26 protein-coding genes and 1 tRNA gene are annotated in these 24,228 nt (G+C 52.1%); 6 read left to right on the top strand and 21 right to left on the bottom strand.

Features of this window, described 5'->3' with window-relative positions:
* The first annotated feature begins 44 nt into the window (after positions 1 to 44).
* Positions 45 to 983: a porin family protein gene (locus ABD931_RS02825; RefSeq protein ID WP_345263729.1), complete on the top strand. Its 939-nt coding sequence runs from the start codon at positions 45 to 47 to the stop codon at positions 981 to 983.
* Between the two features lie 115 nt (positions 984 to 1,098).
* Positions 1,099 to 1,665, top strand: coding sequence for a precorrin-2 dehydrogenase/sirohydrochlorin ferrochelatase family protein (locus tag ABD931_RS02820; RefSeq protein ID WP_345263727.1), 567 nt, complete (start codon positions 1,099 to 1,101; stop codon positions 1,663 to 1,665).
* A gap of 97 nt (positions 1,666 to 1,762) precedes the next feature.
* Here ABD931_RS02820 and ABD931_RS02815 read toward each other — a convergent pair whose 3' ends face one another.
* Positions 1,763 to 2,116 (bottom strand): hypothetical protein, encoded by a 354-nt coding sequence (locus tag ABD931_RS02815; protein ID WP_345263725.1) that lies wholly within the window; start codon positions 2,114 to 2,116, stop codon positions 1,763 to 1,765.
* Between the two features lie 59 nt (positions 2,117 to 2,175).
* On the opposite strand from ABD931_RS02815, the gene ABD931_RS02810 reads away from it, so the two are divergent.
* Positions 2,176 to 2,634 (top strand): OsmC family protein, encoded by a 459-nt coding sequence (locus ABD931_RS02810; RefSeq protein WP_345263723.1) that lies wholly within the window; start codon positions 2,176 to 2,178, stop codon positions 2,632 to 2,634.
* A 114-nt stretch (positions 2,635 to 2,748) separates the two neighbouring features.
* On the top strand, positions 2,749 to 3,543 hold the full coding sequence (locus ABD931_RS02805; protein ID WP_345263721.1) for a thymidylate synthase: 795 nt from the start codon (positions 2,749 to 2,751) through the stop codon (positions 3,541 to 3,543).
* A gap of 12 nt (positions 3,544 to 3,555) precedes the next feature.
* Here the strand turns inward: ABD931_RS02805 and ABD931_RS02800 are convergent, their stop codons facing one another.
* Positions 3,556 to 4,140, bottom strand: coding sequence for a nucleotidyltransferase family protein (locus ABD931_RS02800; protein ID WP_345263719.1), 585 nt, complete (start codon positions 4,138 to 4,140; stop codon positions 3,556 to 3,558).
* Positions 4,141 to 4,239: 99 nt separating this feature from the next.
* Entirely contained in the window at positions 4,240 to 5,004 is a 765-nt protein-coding gene (gene truA / locus ABD931_RS02795) for a tRNA pseudouridine(38-40) synthase TruA (protein WP_345263717.1), read from the bottom strand.
* 65 nt (positions 5,005 to 5,069) lie between these two features.
* Here truA and ABD931_RS02790 point away from each other — a divergent pair, with 65 nt between their 5' ends.
* Complete coding sequence (locus ABD931_RS02790) at positions 5,070 to 5,597, top strand: hypothetical protein (protein WP_345263715.1); 528 nt, start codon at positions 5,070 to 5,072, stop codon at positions 5,595 to 5,597.
* Positions 5,598 to 5,703: 106 nt separating this feature from the next.
* On the opposite strand, the gene purL is transcribed toward ABD931_RS02790, so the two are convergent.
* Complete coding sequence (gene purL / locus ABD931_RS02785; RefSeq protein ID WP_345263713.1) at positions 5,704 to 7,956, bottom strand: phosphoribosylformylglycinamidine synthase subunit PurL; 2,253 nt, start codon at positions 7,954 to 7,956, stop codon at positions 5,704 to 5,706.
* A 198-nt stretch (positions 7,957 to 8,154) separates the two neighbouring features.
* On the opposite strand from purL, the gene ABD931_RS02780 reads away from it, so the two are divergent.
* Positions 8,155 to 8,239, top strand: a tRNA-Ser gene (locus tag ABD931_RS02780).
* Between the two features lie 106 nt (positions 8,240 to 8,345).
* Here ABD931_RS02780 and ABD931_RS02775 read toward each other — a convergent pair.
* From ABD931_RS02775 to ABD931_RS02695, 17 genes are all read right to left on the bottom strand, one after another.
* Complete coding sequence (locus ABD931_RS02775) at positions 8,346 to 8,978, bottom strand: hypothetical protein (protein WP_345263711.1); 633 nt, start codon at positions 8,976 to 8,978, stop codon at positions 8,346 to 8,348.
* Positions 8,975 to 9,217, bottom strand: a complete 243-nt coding sequence (locus ABD931_RS02770; protein ID WP_345263709.1) for a hypothetical protein — start codon at positions 9,215 to 9,217, stop codon at positions 8,975 to 8,977. The genes ABD931_RS02775 and ABD931_RS02770 overlap by 4 nt, the downstream gene beginning before the upstream one ends.
* A gap of 308 nt (positions 9,218 to 9,525) precedes the next feature.
* The gene (locus tag ABD931_RS02765) at positions 9,526 to 9,732 is read right to left on the bottom strand and encodes an HNH endonuclease family protein (protein ID WP_345263707.1); all 207 of its coding nucleotides are present in this window, start codon (positions 9,730 to 9,732) and stop codon (positions 9,526 to 9,528) included.
* A 5-nt stretch (positions 9,733 to 9,737) separates the two neighbouring features.
* Positions 9,738 to 9,929, bottom strand: a complete 192-nt coding sequence (locus ABD931_RS02760) for a phospholipase D-like domain-containing protein (protein WP_345263705.1) — start codon at positions 9,927 to 9,929, stop codon at positions 9,738 to 9,740.
* Positions 9,930 to 10,086: 157 nt separating this feature from the next.
* Positions 10,087 to 11,121, bottom strand: a complete 1,035-nt coding sequence (locus ABD931_RS02755; RefSeq protein ID WP_345263703.1) for a serine hydrolase domain-containing protein — start codon at positions 11,119 to 11,121, stop codon at positions 10,087 to 10,089.
* 21 nt (positions 11,122 to 11,142) lie between these two features.
* A complete protein-coding gene (locus tag ABD931_RS02750; RefSeq protein ID WP_345263701.1) occupies positions 11,143 to 12,567 on the bottom strand; it encodes an amidohydrolase family protein in 1,425 nt (474 codons plus the stop codon).
* 10 nt (positions 12,568 to 12,577) lie between these two features.
* Positions 12,578 to 13,291, bottom strand: a complete 714-nt coding sequence (locus tag ABD931_RS02745) for a DUF4386 domain-containing protein (protein ID WP_345263699.1) — start codon at positions 13,289 to 13,291, stop codon at positions 12,578 to 12,580.
* Positions 13,292 to 13,400: 109 nt separating this feature from the next.
* On the bottom strand, positions 13,401 to 14,270 hold the full coding sequence (locus ABD931_RS02740) for a mechanosensitive ion channel family protein (protein WP_345263697.1): 870 nt from the start codon (positions 14,268 to 14,270) through the stop codon (positions 13,401 to 13,403).
* A gap of 16 nt (positions 14,271 to 14,286) precedes the next feature.
* Positions 14,287 to 15,231: a universal stress protein gene (locus ABD931_RS02735; RefSeq protein ID WP_345263695.1), complete on the bottom strand. Its 945-nt coding sequence runs from the start codon at positions 15,229 to 15,231 to the stop codon at positions 14,287 to 14,289.
* Positions 15,228 to 15,884, bottom strand: coding sequence for a GNAT family N-acetyltransferase (locus tag ABD931_RS02730; protein ID WP_345263693.1), 657 nt, complete (start codon positions 15,882 to 15,884; stop codon positions 15,228 to 15,230). Before ABD931_RS02730 ends, ABD931_RS02735 begins: the two co-directional genes overlap by 4 nt.
* A 192-nt stretch (positions 15,885 to 16,076) precedes the next feature.
* Positions 16,077 to 16,970 carry a DUF8428 domain-containing protein gene (locus ABD931_RS02725; RefSeq protein WP_345263691.1) on the bottom strand — a complete coding sequence of 298 codons (894 nt, stop codon included), beginning with the start codon at positions 16,968 to 16,970 and terminating at the stop codon, positions 16,077 to 16,079.
* A 120-nt stretch (positions 16,971 to 17,090) separates the two neighbouring features.
* A complete protein-coding gene (locus tag ABD931_RS02720; RefSeq protein WP_345263689.1) occupies positions 17,091 to 18,464 on the bottom strand; it encodes a sensor histidine kinase in 1,374 nt (457 codons plus the stop codon).
* A 3-nt stretch (positions 18,465 to 18,467) separates the two neighbouring features.
* Entirely contained in the window at positions 18,468 to 19,154 is a 687-nt protein-coding gene (locus ABD931_RS02715; protein ID WP_345263687.1) for a response regulator transcription factor, read from the bottom strand.
* 34 nt (positions 19,155 to 19,188) lie between these two features.
* A complete protein-coding gene (locus ABD931_RS02710; RefSeq protein ID WP_345263685.1) occupies positions 19,189 to 20,583 on the bottom strand; it encodes a DUF389 domain-containing protein in 1,395 nt (464 codons plus the stop codon).
* Positions 20,584 to 20,838: 255 nt separating this feature from the next.
* On the bottom strand, positions 20,839 to 21,267 hold the full coding sequence (locus ABD931_RS02705; protein ID WP_345263683.1) for a hypothetical protein: 429 nt from the start codon (positions 21,265 to 21,267) through the stop codon (positions 20,839 to 20,841).
* Positions 21,268 to 21,739: 472 nt separating this feature from the next.
* Positions 21,740 to 23,383: a M1 family metallopeptidase gene (locus ABD931_RS02700; protein ID WP_345263681.1), complete on the bottom strand. Its 1,644-nt coding sequence runs from the start codon at positions 23,381 to 23,383 to the stop codon at positions 21,740 to 21,742.
* An 85-nt stretch (positions 23,384 to 23,468) separates the two neighbouring features.
* Positions 23,469 to 24,119, bottom strand: a complete 651-nt coding sequence (locus tag ABD931_RS02695; RefSeq protein WP_345263679.1) for an NAD(P)-dependent oxidoreductase — start codon at positions 24,117 to 24,119, stop codon at positions 23,469 to 23,471.
* Between the last annotated feature and the right edge of the window lie 109 nt (positions 24,120 to 24,228).

Below are 24,228 nucleotides of genomic sequence, written 5' to 3'. Positions count from 1 at the left end.
GTGTAACTCGTTTACGCATTATTTATTGTCCAACTGAAAACGTTATGAAAATGAAAGTTCAAAGTACCTTTTTAGCCTTGTGCCTGGTGGGCACCGGCTTCGCGAATGCGCAGACTACAAACAGTTCTACGACTACGACGAACACGACTACCGGTACATACCAGAACCAGTCAAATCCGAACACAAATACGGGTACGTATAATTCTGGTACAGGAACCTATCAGAATCAGTCGGGTACGAACATGAACACAAACTCAAGCACGGGTACTGGTACGTATTCGACCACGCCTTCCGGCACGGGAACCTATCAGAATCAGACCGGCACGTATTCGACATCACCGACGAACACCAACACGGGGACGTATTCAACCGGAACAGATGCCGGCTCGATGAACAATAGTACCTATAGCACAACGACTACCACGACAGCTACGTCGGCCGATCCGTATGCGACGCGTGCACTGGATAATCCGGGCCGGTTTGGTGTGTACGCTGGTATCAACCGGTCAAACTTTGTTGGCTCTGGTGCTAACCTGACCTACGAAGCTAAGTATGGTTACCAGATTGGTTTGTACGGCCGCACCGGTGGTACGATCTTTGGTCAGTTAGGTGCTGAATTCCGGACAACTACCTCGCAGGTATATCGGGCCGGTACGGTAAGTTCTTCTGAAGTACGTGCCAATCTGGATCAGCAATTCCTGGCTATTCCGGCCTGGGTGGGTGTTCGGGTAGGCAGTCTGGCCGGGCTGCGTTTGCAGGCCGGTGCCGAATTATCAGCCCTGATTGGCCAGGGTAAAGGGAATGCCGCTTTAGGCTGGGACGATGTAAACCGTACACAACTGAACGGTTTGCTGGGTGCCGGTATCAACCTGGGTCCCATTACGCTGGATGCTTTCTATAACCATGGTCTGGCCCGTATCTTCGACCGGGGTTCTGACCTGAAGCGCCGGATGTTTGGTTTCAACGTTGGTCTGCGTTTCTAAGCCGGCCGGCTACTGATAAACAATCTTCATCAACAGCAAAGGCTACCTCTCCGGAGGTGGCCTTTCGTCTTTTAGGCCAATAATCCCTACTTTTGTCAGTCTGTCAGGAGCTGCTATGAACACGCTTTTCCCCATTTTTGTCAAAATAGAGAATCTTCACACCCTGGTTGTTGGCGGTGGATACGTTGGGCTGGAGAAAGTCACGGCTCTGCTCGGTAACAGCCCTGCCGCCCGCATTACCCTGGTCGCGCCCGAGATCCGGACAGAAATTGAGGAGTTGACCCATCGGTACCCCGGTCTTACCCTGCTCCGGGAAATCTACCAGCCCAACCATTTGACCGATAAAGACCTGGTAATTGTCGGAACCAACGATAAGGCCGTAAACCGACAGGTGCAGCAGGACTGCAAGAGCCTGAAGATTCTGGTGAACGTAGCCGATACGCCGGACCTGTGCGATTTTTACCTGAGTTCTGTTGTAAAGAAGGGAGATCTGAAGATAGCGATCTCGACCAACGGCAAGTCGCCCACCTTTGCCAAGCGGTTCCGCGAAGTGCTGGAAGAAATGCTGCCCGATAGCCTACAGGAGACCCTGGATAACCTGACCGCCATCCGTAACAAATTAAAAGGCGATTTTCAGGAGAAGCTGGAACGGCTGAACGAGATTACGAAAGTACTGAAATAAGATTTGGATTTTCGGGACAGGTTAGGCGCTTGTAATCAGCACCTTGCCTGATAAGCTAGTTATAACCGACCTTCAAGTCAGAATTTGCCGGGAGGTTTCAGAACGGATTGGCCCCGATAAATTGTTCAAGAGACAACGGTTGGGTGCGGAGAATAAAAAAGTAAATAAGGCCAGCCAGTACCATGTAGCTGACGATCAGCCACTTTTTTTTCTGCTCAAACTCGGCCGGATGGTGGTGGTAGTCATATACCATCGCTGCTGACAGGCCCATGACCATCAGAAAGAAGGAGAAGATGCCAAAATCAGTACGGTAGGCGGTAAACGAGTGCATAAACTTGGCACCGGATACAATGTACAGCAGCCAGAATCCGAATCCGGTCCGGTACAGATAAACACTCAGCCGTCGGTCATTTTTTATATCGAACAGGCTGTCGGAAAATTTCTCAGACATACGAATCCGGTTTTAAACGGTGAATGTAAACCTATTTAACTACAATTACAAAATAGACCATGCTTGATTCCCAAACAGTTGAGTCGGCTCCGCTCATGAACACCATGAAAGTGGAACTGGTTCGCGTTGATGATGCCTTCCATTTTGAAGCTACCGGCGTAGCCGGAGTAAAGCTCGACATTGACGGTTCGACCGATATTGGCGGCCACAACGCGGGTGCCCGCCCCATGGAAATGCTGCTGATGGGGCTGGCCGGCTGCAGCGCCATTGATGTCGTGCTGGTGCTGCAAAAACAACGACAGGTGATCGAAGACTTCCGGATTTCGGTGGAAGGCCTCCGGGAAAAGAACGCAACGCCCGCCCCTTTTCGTAAAATCCACCTGCATTATTTTCTGAAGGGCAACCTCGACCCCGAAAAGGTCCGCCGGGCCATTGATCTGTCCATGGACAAATACTGCTCCGCCACGGCCCAGCTCCGCCCCACCGCGCACATTGATTACTCATTTACAATCGAGTAGTCAACCGGCACCAAATTTTATCGAGCCCACCCGCAAAAGCCAGGTGGGCTTTTCTTATTTTTACCCACGCCTTTGCTGAGGGCTCCCCTAACGACTACTGACTATAGACTACTAATGCAGCAATACCACGACCTGCTCCGCCATATTCTGACTACCGGCACCCGCAAAACCGACCGCACCGGCACCGGTACCATCAGCGTCTTCGGCTACCAGATGCGCTTTAACCTCCAGGACGGTTTTCCGCTGGTGACCACCAAAAAGGTGCATACCAAATCGATCATTCACGAGCTGCTGTGGTTTATCAAAGGGGATACCAATATTAAATACCTGAAGGACAACGGTGTCAGCATATGGGACGAGTGGGCCGACGCCAACGGCGACCTGGGTCCGGTATACGGTCGCCAGTGGCGAAGCTGGCAGGCTCCCGACGGCCGCATCATCGATCAGTTGCAGGATGTCCTGAATCAGTTGAAAAACCGACCGGACTCACGCCGGATACTGGTCTCGGCCTGGAACCCCGCCGACGTACCCAATATGGCTTTACCACCATGTCATGCCCTTTTCCAGTTCTACGTGGCTGACGGTAAGCTATCCTGCCAGTTGTACCAGCGCAGCGCCGATGTGTTTCTGGGGGTACCGTTCAATATTGCGTCCTATGCCTTGCTGACGATGATGGTGGCGCAGGAGTGCGGCTATGAAGCGCACGAATTTATCTGGACGGGGGGCGACACGCACCTGTACCTGAACCACCTGGAGCAGGTCGAACTCCAGCTCTCCCGCGAACTCCGGCCCCTGCCAACCATGCGGCTCAACCCGAATGTAAAATCCATTTTCGACTTCGTGTACGAGGACTTCACCCTGGAGAACTACAATCCATGGCCGGCTATCAAAGCGCCCGTAGCGGTGTAAACGTCCGACGATTCAGGAAAGGAATTTATCGACATCCTGGCGGGTGTCGAGGTCGATGGCCCCGTCTTCGAAGGGTATTTCGAGGCAGTCGTCGCGGTGCTGCATCATGACCCATTTGGCCCCCTTATCGCCGTCGAGGCTGAGCAGTTCTTCCACGTATTTGCGGTCGAACAGGGCGGGCACACCCGGTTTACCGGCGTAGCGGCAGGACACAATACCTTTGTCGTTCTCCTGGTACGTAGCAATGATATGCTCCACCAGCGCCTGGTCGACTTTGGGCTGATCGACCAGCAGGAACAGCACGGCGTCAAACTCTTTTTTGGTCATATACACGCCGGCTAGTCCCATCTTAACGGACGACGACAGCCCCTGCTCCCAGTGCGAGTTCTCAATCAGGGTAACGGGCAGGCCTTCCAGTTCAGCAGCTATGGAAGTTTTGTTGGCCCCCAGCACAACCACAACCGGCCGGTGCTGCGTTGCCAGGGCTACTTCAGTAATGCGCCGGACGAGCGTCTGCCCCTGCCACTCGATGAGTTGCTTGGGCGACCCCAGGCGGGTAGAGGCCCCGGCGGCTAGTATGACAATGCCTATGGTCATGGATTTTTCAAGATTTTAGACGCTAGACATTGGACATTAGACAATTCCATTGCGCTAATTTGAATCTAATGTCTAACGTCCAATATCTAACGATCTCCGTCAATCAAAGATAACCCGATTTTGCAGGACTTCGGCTGGGTAGCCCACCTCTACCAGGAATAAGCCATCGGGTGGCACGGAGCGCCCGGCCACGGTACGGTCTTTGGCCAGGATAATCTGCTCAAAATGGTCGACGGTCATCCGCCCCTGCCCTACTTCCAGCAACGTCCCGACCAGCGTCCGCACCATGCCGTACAAAAAGCGGTTGGCTTTGACGTGAAACACCAGTTGGTCGCCCTCCCGGAGCCATTCGGCGCGGGTGATAGTGCAGTGAAAATGGTTGACGCTGGTGCGCACTTTACTGAAACTCTGAAAGTTGGTGTGTTGCAGCAGCAGCCCGGCGGCTTCGTTCATCCGGGCCACGTCCAGCTCCGGCCGAAAGACGTAAATCAGCTTCTGCAAAAACGGATTTTTGTGGCGGCTGATGCGGTACTGGTAATACCGGTACTCGGCGGAGTACCGGGCATGCCTATCATCGGCCACCGGAAACATGGCCTGCACAGCAATACCGGCAGGCAGGATACAGTTGAGGGCGTACACGAGCTGGGCGGTGACGGTCAGCGGCTCGTCTACCTCAAAATGGGCAAACTGCTGTTCGGCATGGACGCCCGCATCGGTCCGGCCGCTGCCGACGATTTTTAATTCTCTCCGCAGAATAGAACTCAGGGCTTTTTCGAGCGACTCCTGAATGCTGATGCCGTTCGGCTGGTTCTGCCAGCCGCTGAATTCCGTGCCTTTATAGGATAGTTGGATGAAGTAGCGCATTGGTTTTACTCCCTTTGATATGTCTCCTCCACTTTGTAGCTTTAGGTACCTAAGCCGTTGACCCTATGCGTCTGACATCACTTTGCCTCCTGGGACTGCTCCTGCTCGACTGCAAGCCCGATGAACCGCCCCATAACCCCGTGTACCAGGTTCCGGCCGAAGTAGAACCATATGTGCAGGCGTTTCGCGACGAAGCGGCCAAACGGGGTAAAACGCTGAAGATAGACGATCTGATCGTCGAGTTCGGCGAAACGTCGGGCCAGGATATTTGTGGCGTTTCGCAGATAGCCTCCAACAAAACACCCCGGATTACGCTGGTCAGGGAATGGCCCTGCTGGACCAGAGCGTATTCGCAAAACCAGGAAGCCCTGATTTTTCACCACCTGGGCCATTGTATACTGGGGCGGGGGCACAAAACTGCCCTCCTTCCGAGTAGCGATTATGCCAGCCTGATGAACGGTGAATACATGGGGGTGTATTCGCCCTGCCTGTACCCCATCGGCAACACCCCCTGCAACCTTACGGGCCGCCGGACGTATTACGTCGACGAACTCTTCAACGAAAATACCCCCGTGCCGGCTTGGGGAAAATAGAGGGATTTGGGATTGGGGATTTATGATTTGGGATTTGCCTCCGGCGTCAGCAAATCTGAACCGCGTTAGCAAATCCCAAATCCCCAATCATAAATCCCAAATCCCTCTATTTTTCCAGCAGGTTGCCGAGGGCGTTGTCGTACAAATCTTTGGCTTCGCTGACGGTGAGCAGCGTTTGTCCGTCGATGACGAAATTGCTTTCCGTTACCTCTCCTAACCGGCTGAAGGCGACACCCGACTGTTGCAGGGCAGCTTCAAAACCAGCCTGCTTGTCGGCCGATACCGATACCGCTACCCGGCTCTGGCTCTCGCCAAAGAGGAAGGCATCGGTCCGAAACGATTTATCAGTCGTAACCGAGAAGCCCAGGTTACCGGCCATTGCCGACTCAGCCAGGGCGATAAATAAACCACCGTCGGATACGTCGTGGGCAGAGGCAATGTGTTTGTCGGTGATGAGCTGCTTTACGGCTGCCTGCAAGGCATACTCCTCGTCCAGATCGAACGCCGGGGCCGGTGAGCCTTTGATGCCCCGGTATGAGTACAGGTACTCCGATGAGGCCAGGTCGTCTTTCGACTGGCCGACGAGGTAAATCACATCGCCCACCTGCCGAAAATTCAGCGTCATGCGGTTGTCCGACGACTCCATCAGCCCCAGCATACCGATAGTTGGCGTGGGGAATACCGGTCCTTCGTCGGAGCTTTGGTTATAGAAGCTGACGTTGCCGCCGGTAACGGGCGTCCTGAATTTCTCGCAGGATTTCTTCATGCCTTTGATGGCCCCCACAAATTGCCAGTAGACTTCCGGCACGTAGGGGTTTCCGAAGTTGAGGCAGTTGGTTATAGCCAGCGGCTCTCCGCCCGAGCAGACAATGTTGCGGGCGGCTTCGGCCACGGCAATGGCGCAGCCCTGTTCGGGATCGGCGTTGACGTAGCGGCTGTTGCAATCCACGGTAATCACAATGGATTTATCGGTGTTTTTTACCTGCACCACGGCGGCATCGGAGGGGGCGTTGGTGGAGCGGTTGGCGGTACCGACCATGGAGTCGTACTGCTCATACACCCACTTACGCGAGCAGATGTTCGGGTGCGTCAGCAGATGCCGCGCAACTTTACTAACCTCCTCCCCACTAACATCTGAAACCTCTGAAACCTGAAACTTCTGAAACTCTTTGTAGTAGGCTGGTTCGCGGTACTCGCGCTTGTACTGCGGAGCGCCCCCGCCCAGCACCAGGTCATCGGCGGGTACGTCGGCGACTCGTTTGCCGTAGCGGTGGAAATGCAGACGACCGGTATCCGTAACGGTGCCGATCTGCTCGCAGTTGAGGTCCCACTTATCGAAAATGGCTTTCACGGCAGCTTCGTTGCCTTTCTCAACCACGATCAGCATCCGCTCCTGCGACTCCGACAAGAGAATCTCAAACGGCTCCATGTTCGGCTGGCGCGTGGGTACGCGGTCGAGGTCGATGTCCATGCCGTGTTCACCTTTGGCGCTCATCTCGGAGGTAGAGCAGATGATACCGGCCGCGCCCATATCCTGAATACCGATGACGTAGCCGGTGGCAATGACCTCCAGCGTGGCCTCCAGCAGCAGCTTCTCCATGAACGGGTCGCCCACCTGCACCGCCGGAAGCTTTTCGGTGGATTTGTCACTGATGTCTTCCGACGCAAACGTAGCGCCGTGGATACCGTCTTTACCCGTGGCCGAGCCGACAATAAACACCGGATTGCCGACCCCGTACGACGTGGCTTTGGCGACCTTGCCCACCTCCACAATACCGGCCGAGAAGGCGTTGACCAGCGGGTTCACGTTATAGGAATCATCAAAGTACACCTCTCCGCCGACGGTTGGAATACCGAACGCATTGCCGTAATCGCCGATGCCTTTAACGACGCCTTTCAGCAGGCGACGCGTCTTGGGCAGCTCCAGGTTGCCGAAGCGGAGCGAGTTAAGCTGGGCAATGGGCCGGGCCCCCATCGTAAAGATATCGCGGTTGATACCGCCTACCCCCGTAGCCGCTCCCTGGTAGGGTTCAATGGCCGAGGGGTGATTATGGGATTCAATTTTAAAGCTGCACGCCAGGCCATCGCCGATATCGACCAGGCCGGCGTTTTCTTCACCCGCCTTGGCCAACATGCGCTCGGAGTCGCGGGGGAGGGTTTTCAGCCAGATAATGGAGTTTTTATACGAGCAATGCTCCGACCACATCACCGCGAAGATACTCAGCTCGGTGAAATTGGGTTTGCGGCCCAGGATTTCGCAGATGCGGTCGTATTCTTCGGGTAGCAGGCCAAGCTTGCGGGCGGTTTCGACGGTTGGGATCGGCTCAGTGGGCGCGTGTTCGGTTACTTCCACGGACATGTATGAGAGGATTGAAGCTAAAAAATCAGGACAGTCGGCCAATCCCTGTGCGTCGGACGGCACGGGCCGACGCGGTTGAGAATCAGGGATTTTCGGCGTTTCTGCCGCAAAAGTACGTTTTTTTGCCCGGAAAGTTGACAGGAGCAGGTTGACAAATGTCAAAATTTATACTACCTTTGCAGCACAATAAATGACCCTAGAGGGATGGCGGAGTGGTCGATCGCGGCAGTCTTGAAAACTGTTGACTGTAACAGGTCCGGGGGTTCGAATCCCTCTCCCTCTGCTGAAGCACTTACGTTACCTCAGAAAACCGATTTCCAACCGAAATCGGTTTTTTTGTTAATGGGCAGAGAACCTGCTTACGTTGCCTGAACAGTATATCCCTTACGTTAGTCCTGGCTGGGGTCAATGCGGCTAAGTTCAGTTCTTGCGTTTATCCAGGGTGTAGACAGTGATAAGAGCTCTTTAAACGAAAGTGATTCTGCCGACCACTTCCGGATTGCACAGAGCCCCGGCAAATCTCGCCTGAATGCCTCGTATTCTGTACACAGGAAAGGAGCATGTGGAATAAATACGGTCTCAGACACTTTGTCGGCTAACCAGTTTCGTACACAGCCGATAACCTCAGGTACTTTGTTGTTGTAAGCCATGTAATCCTGCCCACTCAGATCCGATAGATATACTTTGGAACTATGCTTTTTGCCCTCTAAAACCATATACTGTTTTAGTCGGTGGTGGGCTTTACCGTACTGCCGGCAACCAACAAATATGCCTAGTTCAAGCGGCATATTGTGGCGAGCAGCCTTCACCGAAATATCGTGGATGCCGTATTTGCACTCTTCAATGATTGCCATAATCTTTTCAAGCCTGATATGGCTGGCATCCATCGTCTCCAGGGCGCACCGGGGAATAAAGCGGCACACCTGAACAGTGAAGACAATAGCCTGAAAAAGGGGTTTATACTTTTCGTCAAAGGGACAATTGATGAATACGTTCTGTTCGTAGGTAGCAGGGGTGGTCACTTTTGCCGGGCCTTTTTATTAAGATATTCGATGACCGCTTCTTCACCACGCTGGGCGGTTTCAGGGTCAATAGCCGAATTGGCCGGGGCCAATACTATTCTATTCATCGGCACCCCCTTAAAGGGTTTGCCATCAGTTTTAACCTCAATACGGCCGGTTTGCAGGTTTCGCTTGATGTAATGGCCCGTAGTAGGGTTCCTGGCCTGAATCTCTATAACCACATCCTGTTCACCTGCCATGCGGACCTTCCCAGTGTCTCCTTTAATTGGTATTGATTCTATATTAACAGGTTTGGAGGCTTTAGCCGTGGTTGGACCATCTCTACGCTTAGTCCGTTTTTCTTAGCTATAATTTCCAGAGTTTACATGTATACTCCTACCCTGTCGGGATTGTCTTATCACAACCGGATAAAGTTATTAAAAATTGATATTAGTATCCCTACCTCAAATACGTTTTCTAATGGTATTTGTTCCGCAATTCAGTAATAAGCTATGCTTTTATGGCACACCCACCTTATCAACATTAATCCTGTAATAGTTTTACCCCCTCAACTCAACTGCCCCACCCGCCAAATCCCGGTGGTGGTCTGGGCCATCTGACGCTGGCGGGCGATAATCTGGGCTATGCCCCAGTCTTCATAGGTTTCAGCAACTTTTCGGGTGATGGCAAACTCACTGAGGGCAAATGTTTGTCGCTTCTGTGCGTAGGGAGCATTACCCAAATTCCGGTTCTGGCCGGCCTGCATCAGGGTCATGTTGCCTAATCGGTATACAAACTGCTCGAGTTCTGCGTATATGGCCTTACCCGGAAGTAGCCCGACGCATAGAAATACCCAACCAATGCGTCAAAGAAGTAAATGTTTCGGTACCGGAAAATGCCTTCAATTTTCGACAGCAGGGTATTTTCCTGGTGATTGGTAAAAAACTTGATCGATGCCGTTGTGGATATCATTGCCTATCCGGTCCCAAGCTGCAAGTAAGGATAAAGGTTAAAGCTTTCACTAGGCAACGGCGTTTGGGGTAGCGTAGACGGGGATTTCCAACGTCTGTTCCGATACGTAGTGAATGGTTAGGCAATGGAGTTCAATTCGCACTGTGTTTATCCATTATTATGCCTCTCTTTCGCTTCGCACAATTTTTACAATGCGACTATAGGCAATTTCGCCCAGGTTCCAGGTGTATCCATCAAAATCGGTTGTATTCACAAATTGAATCACTACGGTGTCGATGTCTTTGTGGTATTTGGCGATGGTCTGATAGCCCGCCACCAGCCCCGTGTGCTCATATACGTAGATGGACGAATAGATTTCCTGCTCTCCCGGCTTAAACACGGACCCGTCATTTAAGGCCCGCAGAAATATTCCTACGTCTTCCGCTGTAGCGAGCATGGAGCCATAATCAGCCGCCTTGATATCCTCCTTTATGCCTGCGTAATACCCACTCATTACGTCGTCCATATTCACGTCATGAATGGAACCGAAGGTATTTTTTAGTCCGAGCGGGGTTAGTATTTCCTCCCTGATGTAGTGAAACTTATGACGACCCGTTACTTTCTGTATGAGTTCGGAGATCAGCAAATAGTTGGTGTTGGAATATTGGTAGTTGGCATCCGGTTCAAAGGTGGCCGGTAAATCCAGTACCCGTTCCAGGGCTTCTTTACTGCTTTTCGGTGGATTAGTCCAATAGTTGGGGGTATCCGTCAGGTTAGGAATTCCACTCCGATGCTTCACCATCATCCGCAGGGTGATGCGGTCGGCATTGTCAATTCTACCCACCAGCTCCGGAAAGTAATCGGCGAGGGTTTTATCCAGCGACAAGCGGTTGGCATGTACCAGTTTGGTGATCGCCACCGCATCGTATAACTTGCCGACACTGGCAATCTTGAACAGGGAATGCGGATCGGCCGGTATTTTGTTTTCTCTGTTTTTCCAGCCGGCCGCGTACAAGGCCGGTGCTTTTCCGGTCTGGTTTACGTACACAATCACCCCGTCGAAGCCGTACCCGATGGCTTCGTTTACCTGTTCCTGCACGGTGTCGGGCAAGGGGGTTAACCATGCTTTCACCAGGGGCCACGGCACGAAAAACAGAGAAATGACGGTCCCGACAAGCAACATTATTCGGATCACGCTTCGTTTTTGTTTCATATCGTTTCCTTTACGGTAGACTTATTTTTCGATTACCAGGTTCTCGGCATACCTCAGCGCTGAAACCAGGAGGTTATTCCGGTTCCGGGCCTTTTGCTTAAAAGTATCGAGCGTTTCCCTTTTGATCCGACGCCCCCTGACCAGGATAAGTTCAGGGTTTTTAAGCACGTCCAGATCCTCCAGAGGATTATTCTCTGTCAGGATCAGATTGGCCACTTTCCCTACTTCGATACTTCCCTGGTTAGTCAGGAAATCGTGGGTTCTGGACGGGTTAATCGTCGCGGTTTGCAAGGCCTCGTAGTTGCTCATGCCGGCCTGGGTATAGAAATTCAGTTCCTGGTGCAGGGAGTAGCCCGCCGGTGTTATACTAATGCCTGCATCGGTGCCGGCCACGATCGGTACTCCGCGCTCATGGAGCTTTTTAATCGAATACAAATGAAAATCGTGTTGATTTTTTATTCTGCCCACGAGGGTTGAGTCATTGGCTTTTGTTCCGATCCAGCGATCATACTGGGCTTTGCTGTCCACTGCCCGAATCAGGGGGTTCATGTAATTAAGTTCTTCGGCGTTTAGTATGTCGGCTTCGGTCAGAAGTCGGTAAATATTGTGATACACCACCAGGGTCGGGCAGTGGGCGGTAGTAGGGTGAGCCGCGTACCAATCGACCACCTCACTTAATTTAGCCGTGTCCAGCTGGTATTCCAGCGGTTGCTGTACGATATCTTCGGTGTGCTCAATGGTAACGATTTCGGGTCTGAAATGGTAGCGATACGGTACGTTGGCGCTGGGGTGGGCGACAATGTCAACATCCAGCGCGTTGGCTTTGGCAATGATCGCATCGAAAAGTTCACGGGTCAGTCCGTTGTAGGTTTTGATAAAATCATAGCCTCGTTCTTTGTATTCAACGACTTTGGAGCCCGCTTCTTCGGGTGTGAACAGTTGGCGGTTATCATCGCCGATATACTCCGGACCGGTGAGCTTGGGGCCGGAGGTGTAAAACAGGGGTCCAATCACCGCTTCCTGGTTAATGGCTTCCTTCATCCGGAGGTGCATCGGGTGCCCCCACAGGTTTCGCACCGTCGTTATTCCATTGGCCAGGTACAAACCCAGTTCGTATTTGTCCCACACATGCACATGCATATCAATGAGGCCCGGCGATAAGTACCCCCCGTTGGCATCGATCACCTCCGCTTTGGCCTCCGTGATCGTATCGGCTATCCCGGCAATCACTCCCTCCCGAATAAGCACCATTTGATCCATAAGCACGGTATCCGACGTCATGGGCACAACATTGACATGCCTGATCAGATAGGCGTTCGGGGCAAACTCCGGGTTACTGTCGACATCCAGGTAAGCCGTTTGGCTTCTGTCGATGAGGATGATACCTGCCACCGCCACAACCATGACCAGGATGAGAATGGCCATAACCAGGACTATTCTTTTCATGATTTTCATACTAGCTGTGTGCTGAGGTTACTACATCCCTTTTCCCGCCTTTAAGGATCAGCCAGAAAGCAAAGCCAACTTCCGCCAGGGCCATTGGCAGGCTAAGGACCATCTCGATCTTCACAAGTTGATCCTGGTAGGAAGTTGCTACCTCCCTGGCCAGATGAATTCCGGAATAGCATAGGCCGGCAAAGATCAGCAAACCGCCAAAAATGGTGGGAATGTGCCTGGCTTGTATGGTCAGGACGCCCAACCCGAACAGATGGACTCCGAAAATAATTAACCCCTTCGACCATATGGATTCAAACGCCTTCAATTCATTCATTAGCGGAGCCGCCGACGGGGTGTTTTCCGCCAGGTCCACCACCGTAAAGAGGTGTAAGATGGCTGCTCCTAACACGAAAGCATAAACAATCCGAACCACGGCCGTGGCGAGTGAAAGACGCGGATTGACTTCTTTGAGAAACCGGTATAACCCCCAGGCAGCCAGGATATCGAGAACGAAAATGGCGACCCAGCCGATAATGCCGCCAATAAACATACGTAAGGATGACCTGATATTATCCAGGGTTGCTTCCGGACTGTCCTGGACAACCAGGGAACCGTACACATAACCGTAAGCATAACCGGCAGCTATGGCCATGACGATAAGCGACAGACCGGCCAGGAGTGCATATGACCGATAGCCTGTTGTTTTTATGGCTTTCTTTTTGCTTGTATTCATAAGGTCAGCATGTTGTAGGAAGCGTGTCGGCGGTTTGTGTAAAGCAGTACCTGCTGACAAAATTGGTCCGAGGCCATGCGTTTAACCAGTCCGCTCACGCCCGCATTAGTTACACATTCTCATGGCTTTTCGGAAGGGCAGTAGCGAGTTCGTTCCGAAACCAGACTTCCTGCTGGGGGAAGGGAATGGAGATACCATGTTGGCGGAATAGACCGTCAATTCGAAAGCGAAGGTCGCTTTTCACCATCTCAATGCGCTGGAATTCGTAACTGTAAAAAAAGAGTTTGAAATCCAGCGAGGAAGAGCCAAACTCCCGAAACTGAACGGTCATTTCAGGAGTCTGCAGAATTTTTGGATGTTCGCCGGCCGCTTTAAGCAGCAGGTTTTTAACCAGCGTTATGTCACTGCCGTAAGCAACACCCACATCGACATGAAACCGGGTCGGGCGGTTGTTGTGCGACCAGTTAATGACCGTATCTTCAACCAGTTTTGAATTTGGCACGATCTTCACAATGTCGTCGCGGGTTTCGACCGTCGAAGTGCGCAGACCGATGTCTTTCACCAAAACGATCGTGTCGTTGATCACCACCATATCGCCGACCCGAACGGTACCCTCAACCAGCAATACTATGCCCGAAAGCAGGTCCTTGAACGTTTGCTGTAACCCCAGCCCAATGCCGACCAGCAACGCAGCGGCCCCCGCCAGGAGGACCGATAACTGGATACCCAGGGCCTGTAAGGAGAGCAGGATGGTAACCGGGTATATAATGTATTTGATTAGTTGGGTGATGGCGTACTGGTGACCAACCGTTACCTGGCGTCGCGCAAAAAAAACACGCAGGACGAACCGTTTCAGTACGTACAGAAACGTCCACGCGATAAGTATGATAAGCAGGGCTGAACAAACATCAGCCACCGTCAGGGTATAGGCTTTAAGCTTGATTAATTCAACATTTAAAAATTCATGCAGGGTATTCATAAAGGCAATGGTTAGATTAACCAGGCAGAGCAGGTAAAAACTGCCTGAACGTAGGTAGAATGGGGAGCGGCTTGTCCTGAGCATTGGCTTTCGTCACCGGTAAGCGGGGTTTGATCGATAAGACCGGTACCGGTGCCCGGTTGATTAACTGTTTAAAGAAAGGCCCCCTGAACAGCCTGTGCTCACTAGTCGCGTTGTCGGCAGTGATGATAATCAAGTCGGCCTGGCGTTCTTCAGCCTGTTCCAGAACGGTTTTAACCGCCGAATCCGATTGCGACAACAGCACCTGCGCATCAATGGCGTCCTTTGCGAGTAGCTTATTGAGGGATAAGACGACCGTTCCGAGCCTTTTGATTATCTCGGAGCTTTCCTGATTAAATAACCCCAACACCGTTAAATGAGCGCGGTTTCGCTGAGCGATTGTCCGGGCTAAATTATATTTAGTTATCGCACCGGGAACGGGTCGCACAGGAAACAGAATCTCGTGAAACGCGTTGATCTGGGCGTGTTCGGGTACAGTTAGTACCGGACACGGAGCCTGTTTGATGACATGGTACGTAGTTGAACCAAGTACGTATTGAAGAAACCCGGACGTCGTTTGGGCGTGCATCACAATGAGGTCGGTGCCGAACTCTTCGGCGGCTTCGACCAGGCAATCGGTAGTTGCGCCGGCCCGGCATTCCACCGAATACTGGATGGATTGATCGTGCAGCTTTTCTTCGGCCCATTGGCGCAGTTGCCGGACGTCGGCGTCAACGGCTTCTTCCAGCGGAATGGATACCCACGAATCCGCACCAAAGGCGATGGAATTGACGGAATAGCGGGAGGAGTTGATGATGTGCAGCAGCCGAAGTTGGGCCTTATGCCGCTGACACATGGCTATAGCCAGGCGGAGGGCGTTGGTCGAAGCCTCGCTGTAATCGATGGGAACAAGAATTTTATGAATGATTGACGTCTTCATAGTGGTAAGCTGGTTTTGGTAAACGGAAGGACTGGATCTTCGGACTGCGCTTCCCAGGTAAGCAGAGTAGCAAACTCGCACGATTCATGGTCGCCTTTCAGGTAATGTGGCAGGATGCGCTCCACGCGAAAGCCATTGGCCAGCTGAAAGCTAAGGGTTGGGTCATATAGGGCGTTCCGGGTAACCTGATCGACGTATTCCTGCGGAGTCATCTGGTCGGCGTACAAATGGTAGTTGGGAATCCGGCCACCGGCTACCATTGAGCGCAGGTTCAGGCGTTTGCAGCAGTCTTTTCGGGCGTTGTAAAGGCGTCGCCCCAGCCCGATGCCCCGGTACGCAGGGTCGACGAAAACCTCGATGCCGTACAGGACGTCGCCGGCCGGGTCGTGTGTGTTAAAGGTATACTTGTCGGTTACCGCTTCGTACGTATGCGGCCGGTACACCTGCTCGCTGTTGACGATAATCGACAGAGCGCAGCCAACTACCTGCCCGCCAATATCGGCGCAAAGCTGGCCTTCCGGAAAAAGCTGAAGCAGCCGCAGCAACCGTTCTTTACGCCAGTAGGGACTGCCGATGGTGCTGTATGATTCCATCATGGCTATTTTAAGCCGATCGTAATCAAAAATCGTTAAGGGGCGGATTGTAGTGGTCATGGTTGTTGGTGGGTTTAGGTGAGCACAGCTATTTCAGCCATCCAGGACCCCGTGGCGATTCCAACGGGCGGGGTTCTGGGGATGTCCGAAAAGTCGCCTGGTTTGCTTAGGGGCAGCTTAAGCAGATCTTAGAATTTACTTATAGCCAGGCATCTGCCTGCGGGTCAGCATCGTAGTGCAACCGAACGCCGGTTAGCGAAGGCTAAACTCGGTCGAACCCAGATAAGCCGTATCGGTGTACAGGCTGACTTTGTACGTACCCGACGCTACCCGATGCAAGGGTTCATAGTTTAGGGAAACTTTCTGTGGGGTTTCGGCCATGTCAACCTGCTGCGTTGCGTGCACCGGAATCTGGAACGATGTTTCCTTTGTTTTGATCGTTTTGGTTCGCGCCAAACCGTCCATCGGGTTATTCTTCATGTCGGTAATGCTCATATACAGGGTTTGACCACCGTTCTGTTGCAGTACAGACGGAAGCATACAGGTCACGTGTACTTCGTCGGCTTTTCTGGCTTTGGCCGTCAGCTTGTGGTTCGGCTTCCGAACATCGACCCGGAAGTTGTCGGCTGTAATCAACGTTTTCAGTTCCGTCAGTTCACGGCTGAGCGTCTTGTTCTGCTCGGCCAGCGTGGCCGAATTGTCTTTCAGACTGGTGTTGTCGGTCAGTGATTGCTGATACCGTGATTTGACCTGCGTTAACTCACCCTGCAGGTTGTTGCGCATGCCGGTCAAGTCGGCAACCTGTTTGTTCAGTTGAGAAACCGTCGTGGCGTTCCGCTGACGAAGTTTGTTGAGCAGGTTGTTTTTTGCCTGAAGCTTATTCTGCGTCGACTCCACCCGGTACTCCAGTTTGAGGTTCAGGGTTTTGACTTCGCTAAGCTGGCCGTTTAGTTCATCGCTGATTTGCCTGATATTGCGCTCCAGGTCCAGTTTGACCGAAAGCAGCGAATCGGCCTTAAGCTCGGTTTTATGGTTCAGGCGGTTCAGGTTACCACTTCTGTTCCAGTAGTAAAGGCTGCTGCCTAATAAGAATAAGGATAATATGGATAGCCAGATCGTGGCTGTTTTTGCTTGACTGTAACTCATATCTATAATTATTTAAGTGTGAAACATAACTTTAACACTATCAATATAACATATGAATCTTAAGGGTAGCTTAATGGAAACTTAGAGCGCTTTTAAGAAAGTGGCGGCCAGACTTAAAAATCAGCTCCGGGGCAGGCGGATGGTGAACTCAGAGCCCTGGTGCAGGGTACTTTTGACGTCGATCGTACCCTTGTGCAGTTCGACGATCCGATGGGTCACTGAGAGGCCAGCGCCGAAACCTCCGGACTGGACCGGTGTGTGCTGGGCGCGGTAAAATAGCTCGAAGATGTGGGGCAGGTCCTCTGCGGCAATGCCAATACCCTTGTCTCTGACTGTAACGATGCAATGGGTGGCATCAAAGCCCAGCAGCAATTCAGCCTGCCGGTCGGGGCTGTATTTGCAGGCGTTGGACAGCAGGTTGACAACGGCGTTTTTCAGCAATGTTGCGTTCCCCTGAACCAGGGTGCTGCTGTTGTCTTCCGGCAATTGCGCATAGTCAAACGTAATCCGACATGATGCATTGGACTGCTTTACTTCCTGCCGGGCGTCCAGCAGGACTTCTTCCAGATGGAGCGGCTCGAACGCCAATGCCTCGACTGTATTATCGGTTAGCCGCGCCAGTTGAAGCAGTCCGTTTGACAAGTCGATGAGCCGTTCGGTATCGTTTTGTAAGTTAGCCAGAATCTGCCGGTGTTCCTCAAGGGAATGGGGTTGTTCAAGGCCTACCTGGATTTCGGTTTTCATGGCCGACAGGGGCGTACGCAGTTCGTGCGACGCGTGCGATACGAATTGTTTCTGCTGCCGGAAGGCCTGCTCGAGCCGCCGGAGCATCTGGTTGAAATTGGTGGCCAGATCGGCGATTTCGTCCCGATTACTTCCTTCAGCGATGCGCCAGCTCAGATTCCTGGCCGTGATAAAGGCGATCTGCTGATTAATCCGCTGGAAAGGCCGCAGCGACTGCCGGGCAAACAGGACGGACAAACCGACGGTCAGCAGAATGCCTATCCAGAAGCCGATGGTGAGTGTACGAGCGAGTTTACGTACCTGTAGCCGGCCGGCGGTGTCCGTGGCGGCTGCCACCACCACAAACCGGTCATACTGACCCGTGAAGATAATCCCGACCACTTCCTGGCCACCATCCTGGAAGGTTACGGTGCGATTGATCCGGATGTCGTCGGCCAGGTGTTTAGTGAGGTAGGCAGGCCTTCGATTGGCGGTTGCGAAAATGAGCCGGTCTTTATAATCAAACACAAACGTTTCTTCGTTGGGCAATTTGGCCGCCGAGTTTTTATCCAGCAGACGCAACAGATTCGCATCAAACTCGCGAACGTCTACCAGCAGTCGGGCGGTGGTGGCGGCCCGGCGCTGAAGCAGCGAGTAGATATTCTGCTGACGCTGGGTTTCGGCCGTCCAATGTAACACGACACAGAATACCAATAAGATGACGGCAACCAGTACCGTAAATTGTACCGCTATTTTGTGCCGGATCTTCATGGCTTATTCCGCGTGGAGTACGTACCCTAAGCCGCGTTTTGTATGAATCAGTTTAGGCTCAAAATCGTGATCAATTTTTTTGCGCAGATAGTTGATGAACACCTCGATGACGTTGGGATTGGTGTCGGCATTCATGTCCCAGATGCTCTCGGCTATATCTATTTTGGATAGCACCCGCCCTTTGTTCCGAAGCATGTATTCAAGCATCTCGTATTCACGGGCGGTTAGTTTTATTACCTGGCCGTTTCGCGAAACAGTCTTGGCAATCAAATTCATTTCCAGGTCCGCTTCGCGCAGCAGTTCGGCGTTCTGCTCATACGCCATCTTGGAGCGACGCAGGAGGGCGTGGATGCGGGCTAGAAGTTCACGAAAGTTAAACGGCTTGACCAGATACCCGTCGGCACCCTGATTAAGTCCCTTGACCCGGTCATCAATATCGCCTAAAGCGGTAAGCATCAGGATGGGCGTAGCGATGCCGCGTTGCCGAATGGCGTCACATACCTCAAATCCGTTCATTAGCGGTAAGTTAATGTCCAGCAGAATAAGGTCATACGGGTACGTACTGGCCAGCCGGCTGCCTGCTACGCCATCATATGCTATCTCAACCTCGAACCCTTCCTTTGTTAAGCCTTTCCGGGTGGCCTCGACAATGCGTTTGTCATCTTCAATATATAGTAGTCTGGCCGTCATGTCTACAGTCCACAGATACGCTTACAGCGCTTGCTCATTCTATTACCAATTTAATGCGCTTGCTTTGGGTACGGGTTTGCAGCCACCGCTCAATCCGTCGTTTTTCCCCCACTTTATGCTTGCGGAAAAATTTAGCGTAAACCAGCATGACCGTATCGGGTTTGTTACTGCTGGCGTTCATCACCAGGGACCGGGCAGCGCTAAACGTCTGCACATCAGGCATGAGAGTTTTCAGTTCGTTTCTAAGATCCGATACGGGTAAGTGCGAGGTTTGGGTTAAATTAATGTACCTCCGCAAGGAGTCGATGGTGCGGTCTTTTTGGGCAATGGTGAACTGGCTGTATTGAATGACCTGATTGGCCAATGTCGTTTTCAGCGCATCTACATCAATTTCTGTATCTTTGAGATTACCCTGTTTCACCACCAGGTTGGTCTTATCCAGGCCATAAGCAGGCATTTTGGCCCGTAACAGATTGATTGAATCGGTTGGAAGGGGTTCTCCGATCAGCGAGAGTTCTAAGGTACTTTGCTGGCGGTTAAAGCGGGCGTTATAAATGATCACCTGCCGATACTTAAAATTACATTCGGCCGTTACAAAGCGTTTAGCTGACTGCTCAAAAATTGTTTTGCGGACAATCTGATACCCCAGATAACTACTGGGTACGACTACAATCAGGACAGCAACCCAGATGGTATTCCGAACCCGGTGTTCCACATCAGGAGAAGGGTACTCTTTCTGCTGAAAGTTTAAAAACCGAACAATCAGAAAGGTAGATAAGCTGATACAGACACTATTAATGAGAAACAGGTAAAACGCGCCGGCAAAATAATACAGATTCCCAATCGACAGGCCATAACCGGCCGTGCAGAGCGGAGGCATGAGTGCTGTAGCAATAGCCACGCCAGGAATCACGTTGGTTACTTTTTCCCGGCGCGATCCCGCGACAATACCCGCCAGACCGCCAAAAAAAGCGATAAACGCATCCCAGACGGTAGGTGAGGTACGAGCCAGTAACTCAGACTGGGCAATGTGCAGCGGACTGATAAAAAAGTAAAGAGTTGATGTCAACAGACTAATAAAAACAGCGATGCTCAGGTTTTTCAGGGCCCGCTGAATCAACGCTAAATCATTGATACCAATGCCTAAACCAACTCCCATGATCGGCCCCATTAACGGGGAAATCAGCATGGCCCCGATAATGACCGCCGTAGAATTGACATTGAGGCCTATGGAAGCAATGAAGATGGCAAAAATAAGTGTCCACAGGTTAACGCCCCGGAACTCAATGCCTCGGCTAATAGACTGAATGATACCCGCTTCGTCGGCTTTATCTTCTTCCAGGCTGAAACGGTCCCGGATCATCAGACTGAATCGGGTGAGCGAATCCGTACGGTTGGTTCTCGGAATTTTGGGATTATTGACCAGCATAGCCGCAGACGTTTAAGGAAATTAAGACTTAAAATCCAGTGATTTTAGTTGAAAGGTAAGGTATTCTTGTACGATTTTACTCGCTCAGCATGCAGGTAATTACGCAAATCAGGAGAGCTTAAAAAAATGGGATGGTAAAATAGGGGCTACGACTCAGACCGTGTTCTGGACTGAATACGGTGCTGGCTGAATCTATCTACTTAGTGATCAGAGATGGGATACCCCAGGCTTGTTTATGCTCCCCCTTCAGTTGGGCTATTCATAATTACGGCTTTGCGTCGTCAGAACCGTTTGTCCAACCGGATATTGAATAGTAACATCATCTTCGGCCGTAATAAAGATACGGAGCGGTTCAGCAATCGTAGTTGCTCTCAAACTCCCCTTTAATGCTTTGGAAAAAGTACCGGAAGCGGAAACGATTTGCCCCAGTTTCTTAACTGAATTTCCCGTCGATTCCATCCAAACCAGGTATGCCCCTTTAGACGGAGTAAGTTTTTGAGGTTCTGCCAAATTAAAAATGTCGACCTCGATTACGAAGTTTTTATTCTTATCCTTTTTTACAGTCGCTTTGCCCCCAGCGGCAGGTACGATAGACGAATTGACAAAATTCATCCTGGTTGTTGAACATGCGCTTAGTAGTAAAGTTATCAGCAGAAGAATAACGGTGAAGTGATTTAATTTCATGAGATAGGTAGAATAATATGTAGATGTAGCTAAGGACGCGAAACGGCTGAATCCGGAAGAACAGGAGTAGCTTTATAAATCATAATTATGGCTCTCCTATTCGTTTACGGGAATTTTTTATGTAGGCAAGCGCATTCACCTTCCTGCTGACCAAGTTAATAGAATGATAATTAAACTAAAAGAGCCTGAAGCCATTTTCAAAGAAATAACTTCCTCCGATTCAGAGGGCGTATTTCTCGTAGGTAATTTCTTTCTGAGATAGTGGTATAGAAATCCCTGCAACCTGAACTCATTTTTTCAGCAAAAAGACATAGACACTACTATTTGTCTGCTTGACCAGCATCGCCTTCATGATGCGGGCCATTTGCGTCGATAGCTGATCAGCTTGGTTGTACGTCTGTTTCTTGTACGGTTTCAGAAAGCCGATAGTCCGGTAGCAATTATACGTCAGCCCTCGGTCGAATGCGCCAGGTTACAATCTACTGATCTTCATTAACACCCCATTATCGGGATCAGGCACGATGGTTGCCGGTTTCTGGCGTACCGGAATGGTAAATTGCTGGGTTGACCGGCTAAACCGCAGCCGGCCCGACCGGAACACCTCCCGGCCCGCTGCATCCAGAAAGCTAAATACCAGCGGCAACGCAAACGGCTTCCGGGCCGTTGCACCCTGAACAGCCGGTTTCTGCTGCGCGGTAATGACCACCGCTTTTTTAGCGGGGTTATACTGCCAGGTCCAGGTCACCACCGGATAAGCGGGCTCATAGAGCCACTGCCGAAAGAACTGGTTCAGCGAGCGGCCGGCCACCTGCTCCATGATGGCCTGGAAGTCGCTGGTGCGGGCGTTGCCGTCGCGGAAGCGCTGGTAATAGGCCCGGATACCCCGCCGGAACGCATCGTCGCCGAGTTCGTAGCGCAGCATGTGCAACACCCAGCCCCCTTTCTGGTACGAATTCGGATTGAGCAGGGCCGTCAGGTCCCGCGTGCTGGTCTGCACGACCGTACTACCCGGCCGCTGCGCAACAAACCTGAAAATCTGGCCTTTGTCTTCATTCAGGTAGCGGTTTAGGGTGTCGCGGCCATAAGCATGTTCGAGGTATAGCAGCGAACAGTAGGTGGCAAAGCCTTCGCTGAGCCAGATCTGAGACCAGTCGGCTTCGGTGGCCGAATCGCCAAACCACTGGTGCGCAATTTCGTGCGCTACCACCCGCTCGATCGGCAGGTTCTGCCGGCCCGCAATCATTTTTTCGTTGTAGAAAATACAACTGGCGTTTTCCATGCCGCCGAAGCTGGTCTTCGACTGGACATTGGCCAGTTTCTCATACGGAAACGGACCAATGTATTCGACAAAATAGGCAAGAATATCCTTTGCCGGCCGGTAGTCGACAACGCCCCGGCTGCTGTCGTTCGGAAAGAGCCAGCTTTCGACAGGTATGCCGTCGACCTGCCCCACCGGCTCAACCGCAAAACGAGCCGCCCCAATCACCATTACCTTGGTGGGGATGGGTACCGACTCGTGCCAGTGCGTCAGCCGCCGGTTATCGGGCAGGTCCTGCTGGGCAACTAATTTACCGTTGGCAATCACCCGGTAATGGGCCGGAGCGGTCACCCGAAACGCACAGGTGGCCTTATCGGACGGATGATCAACCACGGCAAGCCAGTAGCGGGCGTTGTTGGGCCAGTTATCCCCAAAAAAGGTGCGCTCCCCAAACTTGTTCCGGCTGATGATTAGCCCCTTAGCCGGAACGCCTTCGTAGGAAATGGTGATCTCCTGCTGGCCGGAATTGGTTTTTGGCAGGCTTACGAACACCCGATTGCTGCGGTGGGTAAAGGGCACAGACTGGTTCTCACCCAGTCGTACCGCTTTAACGCGCATACCGTAGCGGGACGTATCGGCGCTCCTCCCTACCAGATCGAACCAGACAGAATCCCGCTGCGGCTGCCGGTTAAACCGAATGGTGACCTCACCCTGTATCTGATTACTGCTGTCGGATAGGGTCAGCGAAAACTGGTAGTGCAGGACATCAACCTCCGGCTGGGTGTAGGCCGGTTGGGGCCAACTTGTCGCCGGCGCAAACAGCCCCAACAACAGCAGGAAGAGACGAATGTGTTTCATGGGGCAGTAGCAGGAATGGATGTACACGAATATAGGGAAGGCCAGCATAATACCGGCCTTCCTCTTCTCATTATAAACTACCTGTTCACTCCGGTCTACTGGCGATAAACGGCGCTTGTCGGATGTAACGCGTGTCGGTAAGCTGGCTGATCAGAAACCGGGCCAAGTCAACGGCCGTAATCTGTTGCCCCGGCAGGTGGTTCAGATTAACCACCACACCGCCCACTGCCGGCTGCTGGACAATGAGCGGCACCCGTACATACGTCCAGTCCAGCCTGCTTTCGGAAAGCAACCTGAACTCAAGCCGCCGATCGTCCATGAACAAGGGGTAGTGCTGCTGCATATACTCAGCGGCCTGCTGCGTCTTTTCGTCCACTTGCTCATGGCCCGTAGCAAACAGACTCGTTACCACCACGCACCGGCTCACGCCAAGCTGCTCCATTGCCGCTACATAGTTGCTGGTGGCAATAGCTATCGTGGGGGTAACTTCTCCCCTGGTATGGCCCAGTGTACTTAACAAGGCAGTACTTCCCTGAAGTAACGAAAACAGCGAATCAGGATCGCGGACGTCACCCTGGATAACGTCCAGCCGCTCATGCGTTAGGTTAAACGCCTGCGGCTGGCGCAACAGCAGGCGCACCCGGTAGCCCGCTGCCAGGGTTTCGGTAACCAGGGGTCGCCCGGCTTTACCCGAACCACCCAAAATGGCAATTATAGAATCTGTATGGATTGTCATGCTGCTAACAGAATTGAAAATGGAAGTGAAGACCGACTACCTGCCTGCGGTAATTCGGTGGAGCCGTTCACGCTTTGGACACTAAACATCCAGACCTTCTGGAAGGCCG

The organism is Nibrella viscosa (assembly GCF_039541875.1).
Classification (GTDB): Bacteria; Bacteroidota; Bacteroidia; order Cytophagales; family Spirosomataceae; genus Nibrella; species Nibrella viscosa.
This window is presented reverse-complemented; position numbering and strand designations above follow the sequence as displayed.

Coding starts and splice junctions, on each gene's coding strand:
- ABD931_RS02815 (WP_345263725.1), bottom strand. CDS start 2,116: ATGTCTGAGAAATTTTCCGACAGCCTGTTCGATATAAAAAATGACCGA.
- ABD931_RS02695 (WP_345263679.1), bottom strand. CDS start 24,119: ATGACAATCCATACAGATTCTATAATTGCCATTTTGGGTGGTTCGGGT.
- ABD931_RS02730 (WP_345263693.1), bottom strand. CDS start 15,884: ATGACCACTACAATCCGCCCCTTAACGATTTTTGATTACGATCGGCTT.
- purL (WP_345263713.1), bottom strand. CDS start 7,956: ATGTCCGTGGAAGTAACCGAACACGCGCCCACTGAGCCGATCCCAACC.
- ABD931_RS02710 (WP_345263685.1), bottom strand. CDS start 20,583: ATGCTGGTCAATAATCCCAAAATTCCGAGAACCAACCGTACGGATTCG.
- ABD931_RS02770 (WP_345263709.1), bottom strand. CDS start 9,217: ATGGCAGGTGAACAGGATGTGGTTATAGAGATTCAGGCCAGGAACCCT.
- ABD931_RS02725 (WP_345263691.1), bottom strand. CDS start 16,970: ATGAGTTACAGTCAAGCAAAAACAGCCACGATCTGGCTATCCATATTA.
- ABD931_RS02720 (WP_345263689.1), bottom strand. CDS start 18,464: ATGAAGATCCGGCACAAAATAGCGGTACAATTTACGGTACTGGTTGCC.
- ABD931_RS02805 (WP_345263721.1), top strand. CDS start 2,749: ATGCAGCAATACCACGACCTGCTCCGCCATATTCTGACTACCGGCACC.
- ABD931_RS02705 (WP_345263683.1), bottom strand. CDS start 21,267: ATGAAATTAAATCACTTCACCGTTATTCTTCTGCTGATAACTTTACTA.
- ABD931_RS02750 (WP_345263701.1), bottom strand. CDS start 12,567: ATGAAAAGAATAGTCCTGGTTATGGCCATTCTCATCCTGGTCATGGTT.
- ABD931_RS02700 (WP_345263681.1), bottom strand. CDS start 23,383: ATGAAACACATTCGTCTCTTCCTGCTGTTGTTGGGGCTGTTTGCGCCG.
- ABD931_RS02825 (WP_345263729.1), top strand. CDS start 45: ATGAAAATGAAAGTTCAAAGTACCTTTTTAGCCTTGTGCCTGGTGGGC.
- ABD931_RS02715 (WP_345263687.1), bottom strand. CDS start 19,154: ATGACGGCCAGACTACTATATATTGAAGATGACAAACGCATTGTCGAG.
- ABD931_RS02745 (WP_345263699.1), bottom strand. CDS start 13,291: ATGAATACAAGCAAAAAGAAAGCCATAAAAACAACAGGCTATCGGTCA.
- ABD931_RS02755 (WP_345263703.1), bottom strand. CDS start 11,121: ATGAAACAAAAACGAAGCGTGATCCGAATAATGTTGCTTGTCGGGACC.
- ABD931_RS02760 (WP_345263705.1), bottom strand. CDS start 9,929: ATGATATCCACAACGGCATCGATCAAGTTTTTTACCAATCACCAGGAA.
- ABD931_RS02800 (WP_345263719.1), bottom strand. CDS start 4,140: ATGACCATAGGCATTGTCATACTAGCCGCCGGGGCCTCTACCCGCCTG.
- ABD931_RS02740 (WP_345263697.1), bottom strand. CDS start 14,270: ATGAATACCCTGCATGAATTTTTAAATGTTGAATTAATCAAGCTTAAA.
- ABD931_RS02765 (WP_345263707.1), bottom strand. CDS start 9,732: ATGACCCTGATGCAGGCCGGCCAGAACCGGAATTTGGGTAATGCTCCC.
- ABD931_RS02735 (WP_345263695.1), bottom strand. CDS start 15,231: ATGAAGACGTCAATCATTCATAAAATTCTTGTTCCCATCGATTACAGC.
- ABD931_RS02810 (WP_345263723.1), top strand. CDS start 2,176: ATGCTTGATTCCCAAACAGTTGAGTCGGCTCCGCTCATGAACACCATG.
- truA (WP_345263717.1), bottom strand. CDS start 5,004: ATGCGCTACTTCATCCAACTATCCTATAAAGGCACGGAATTCAGCGGC.
- ABD931_RS02790 (WP_345263715.1), top strand. CDS start 5,070: ATGCGTCTGACATCACTTTGCCTCCTGGGACTGCTCCTGCTCGACTGC.
- ABD931_RS02820 (WP_345263727.1), top strand. CDS start 1,099: ATGAACACGCTTTTCCCCATTTTTGTCAAAATAGAGAATCTTCACACC.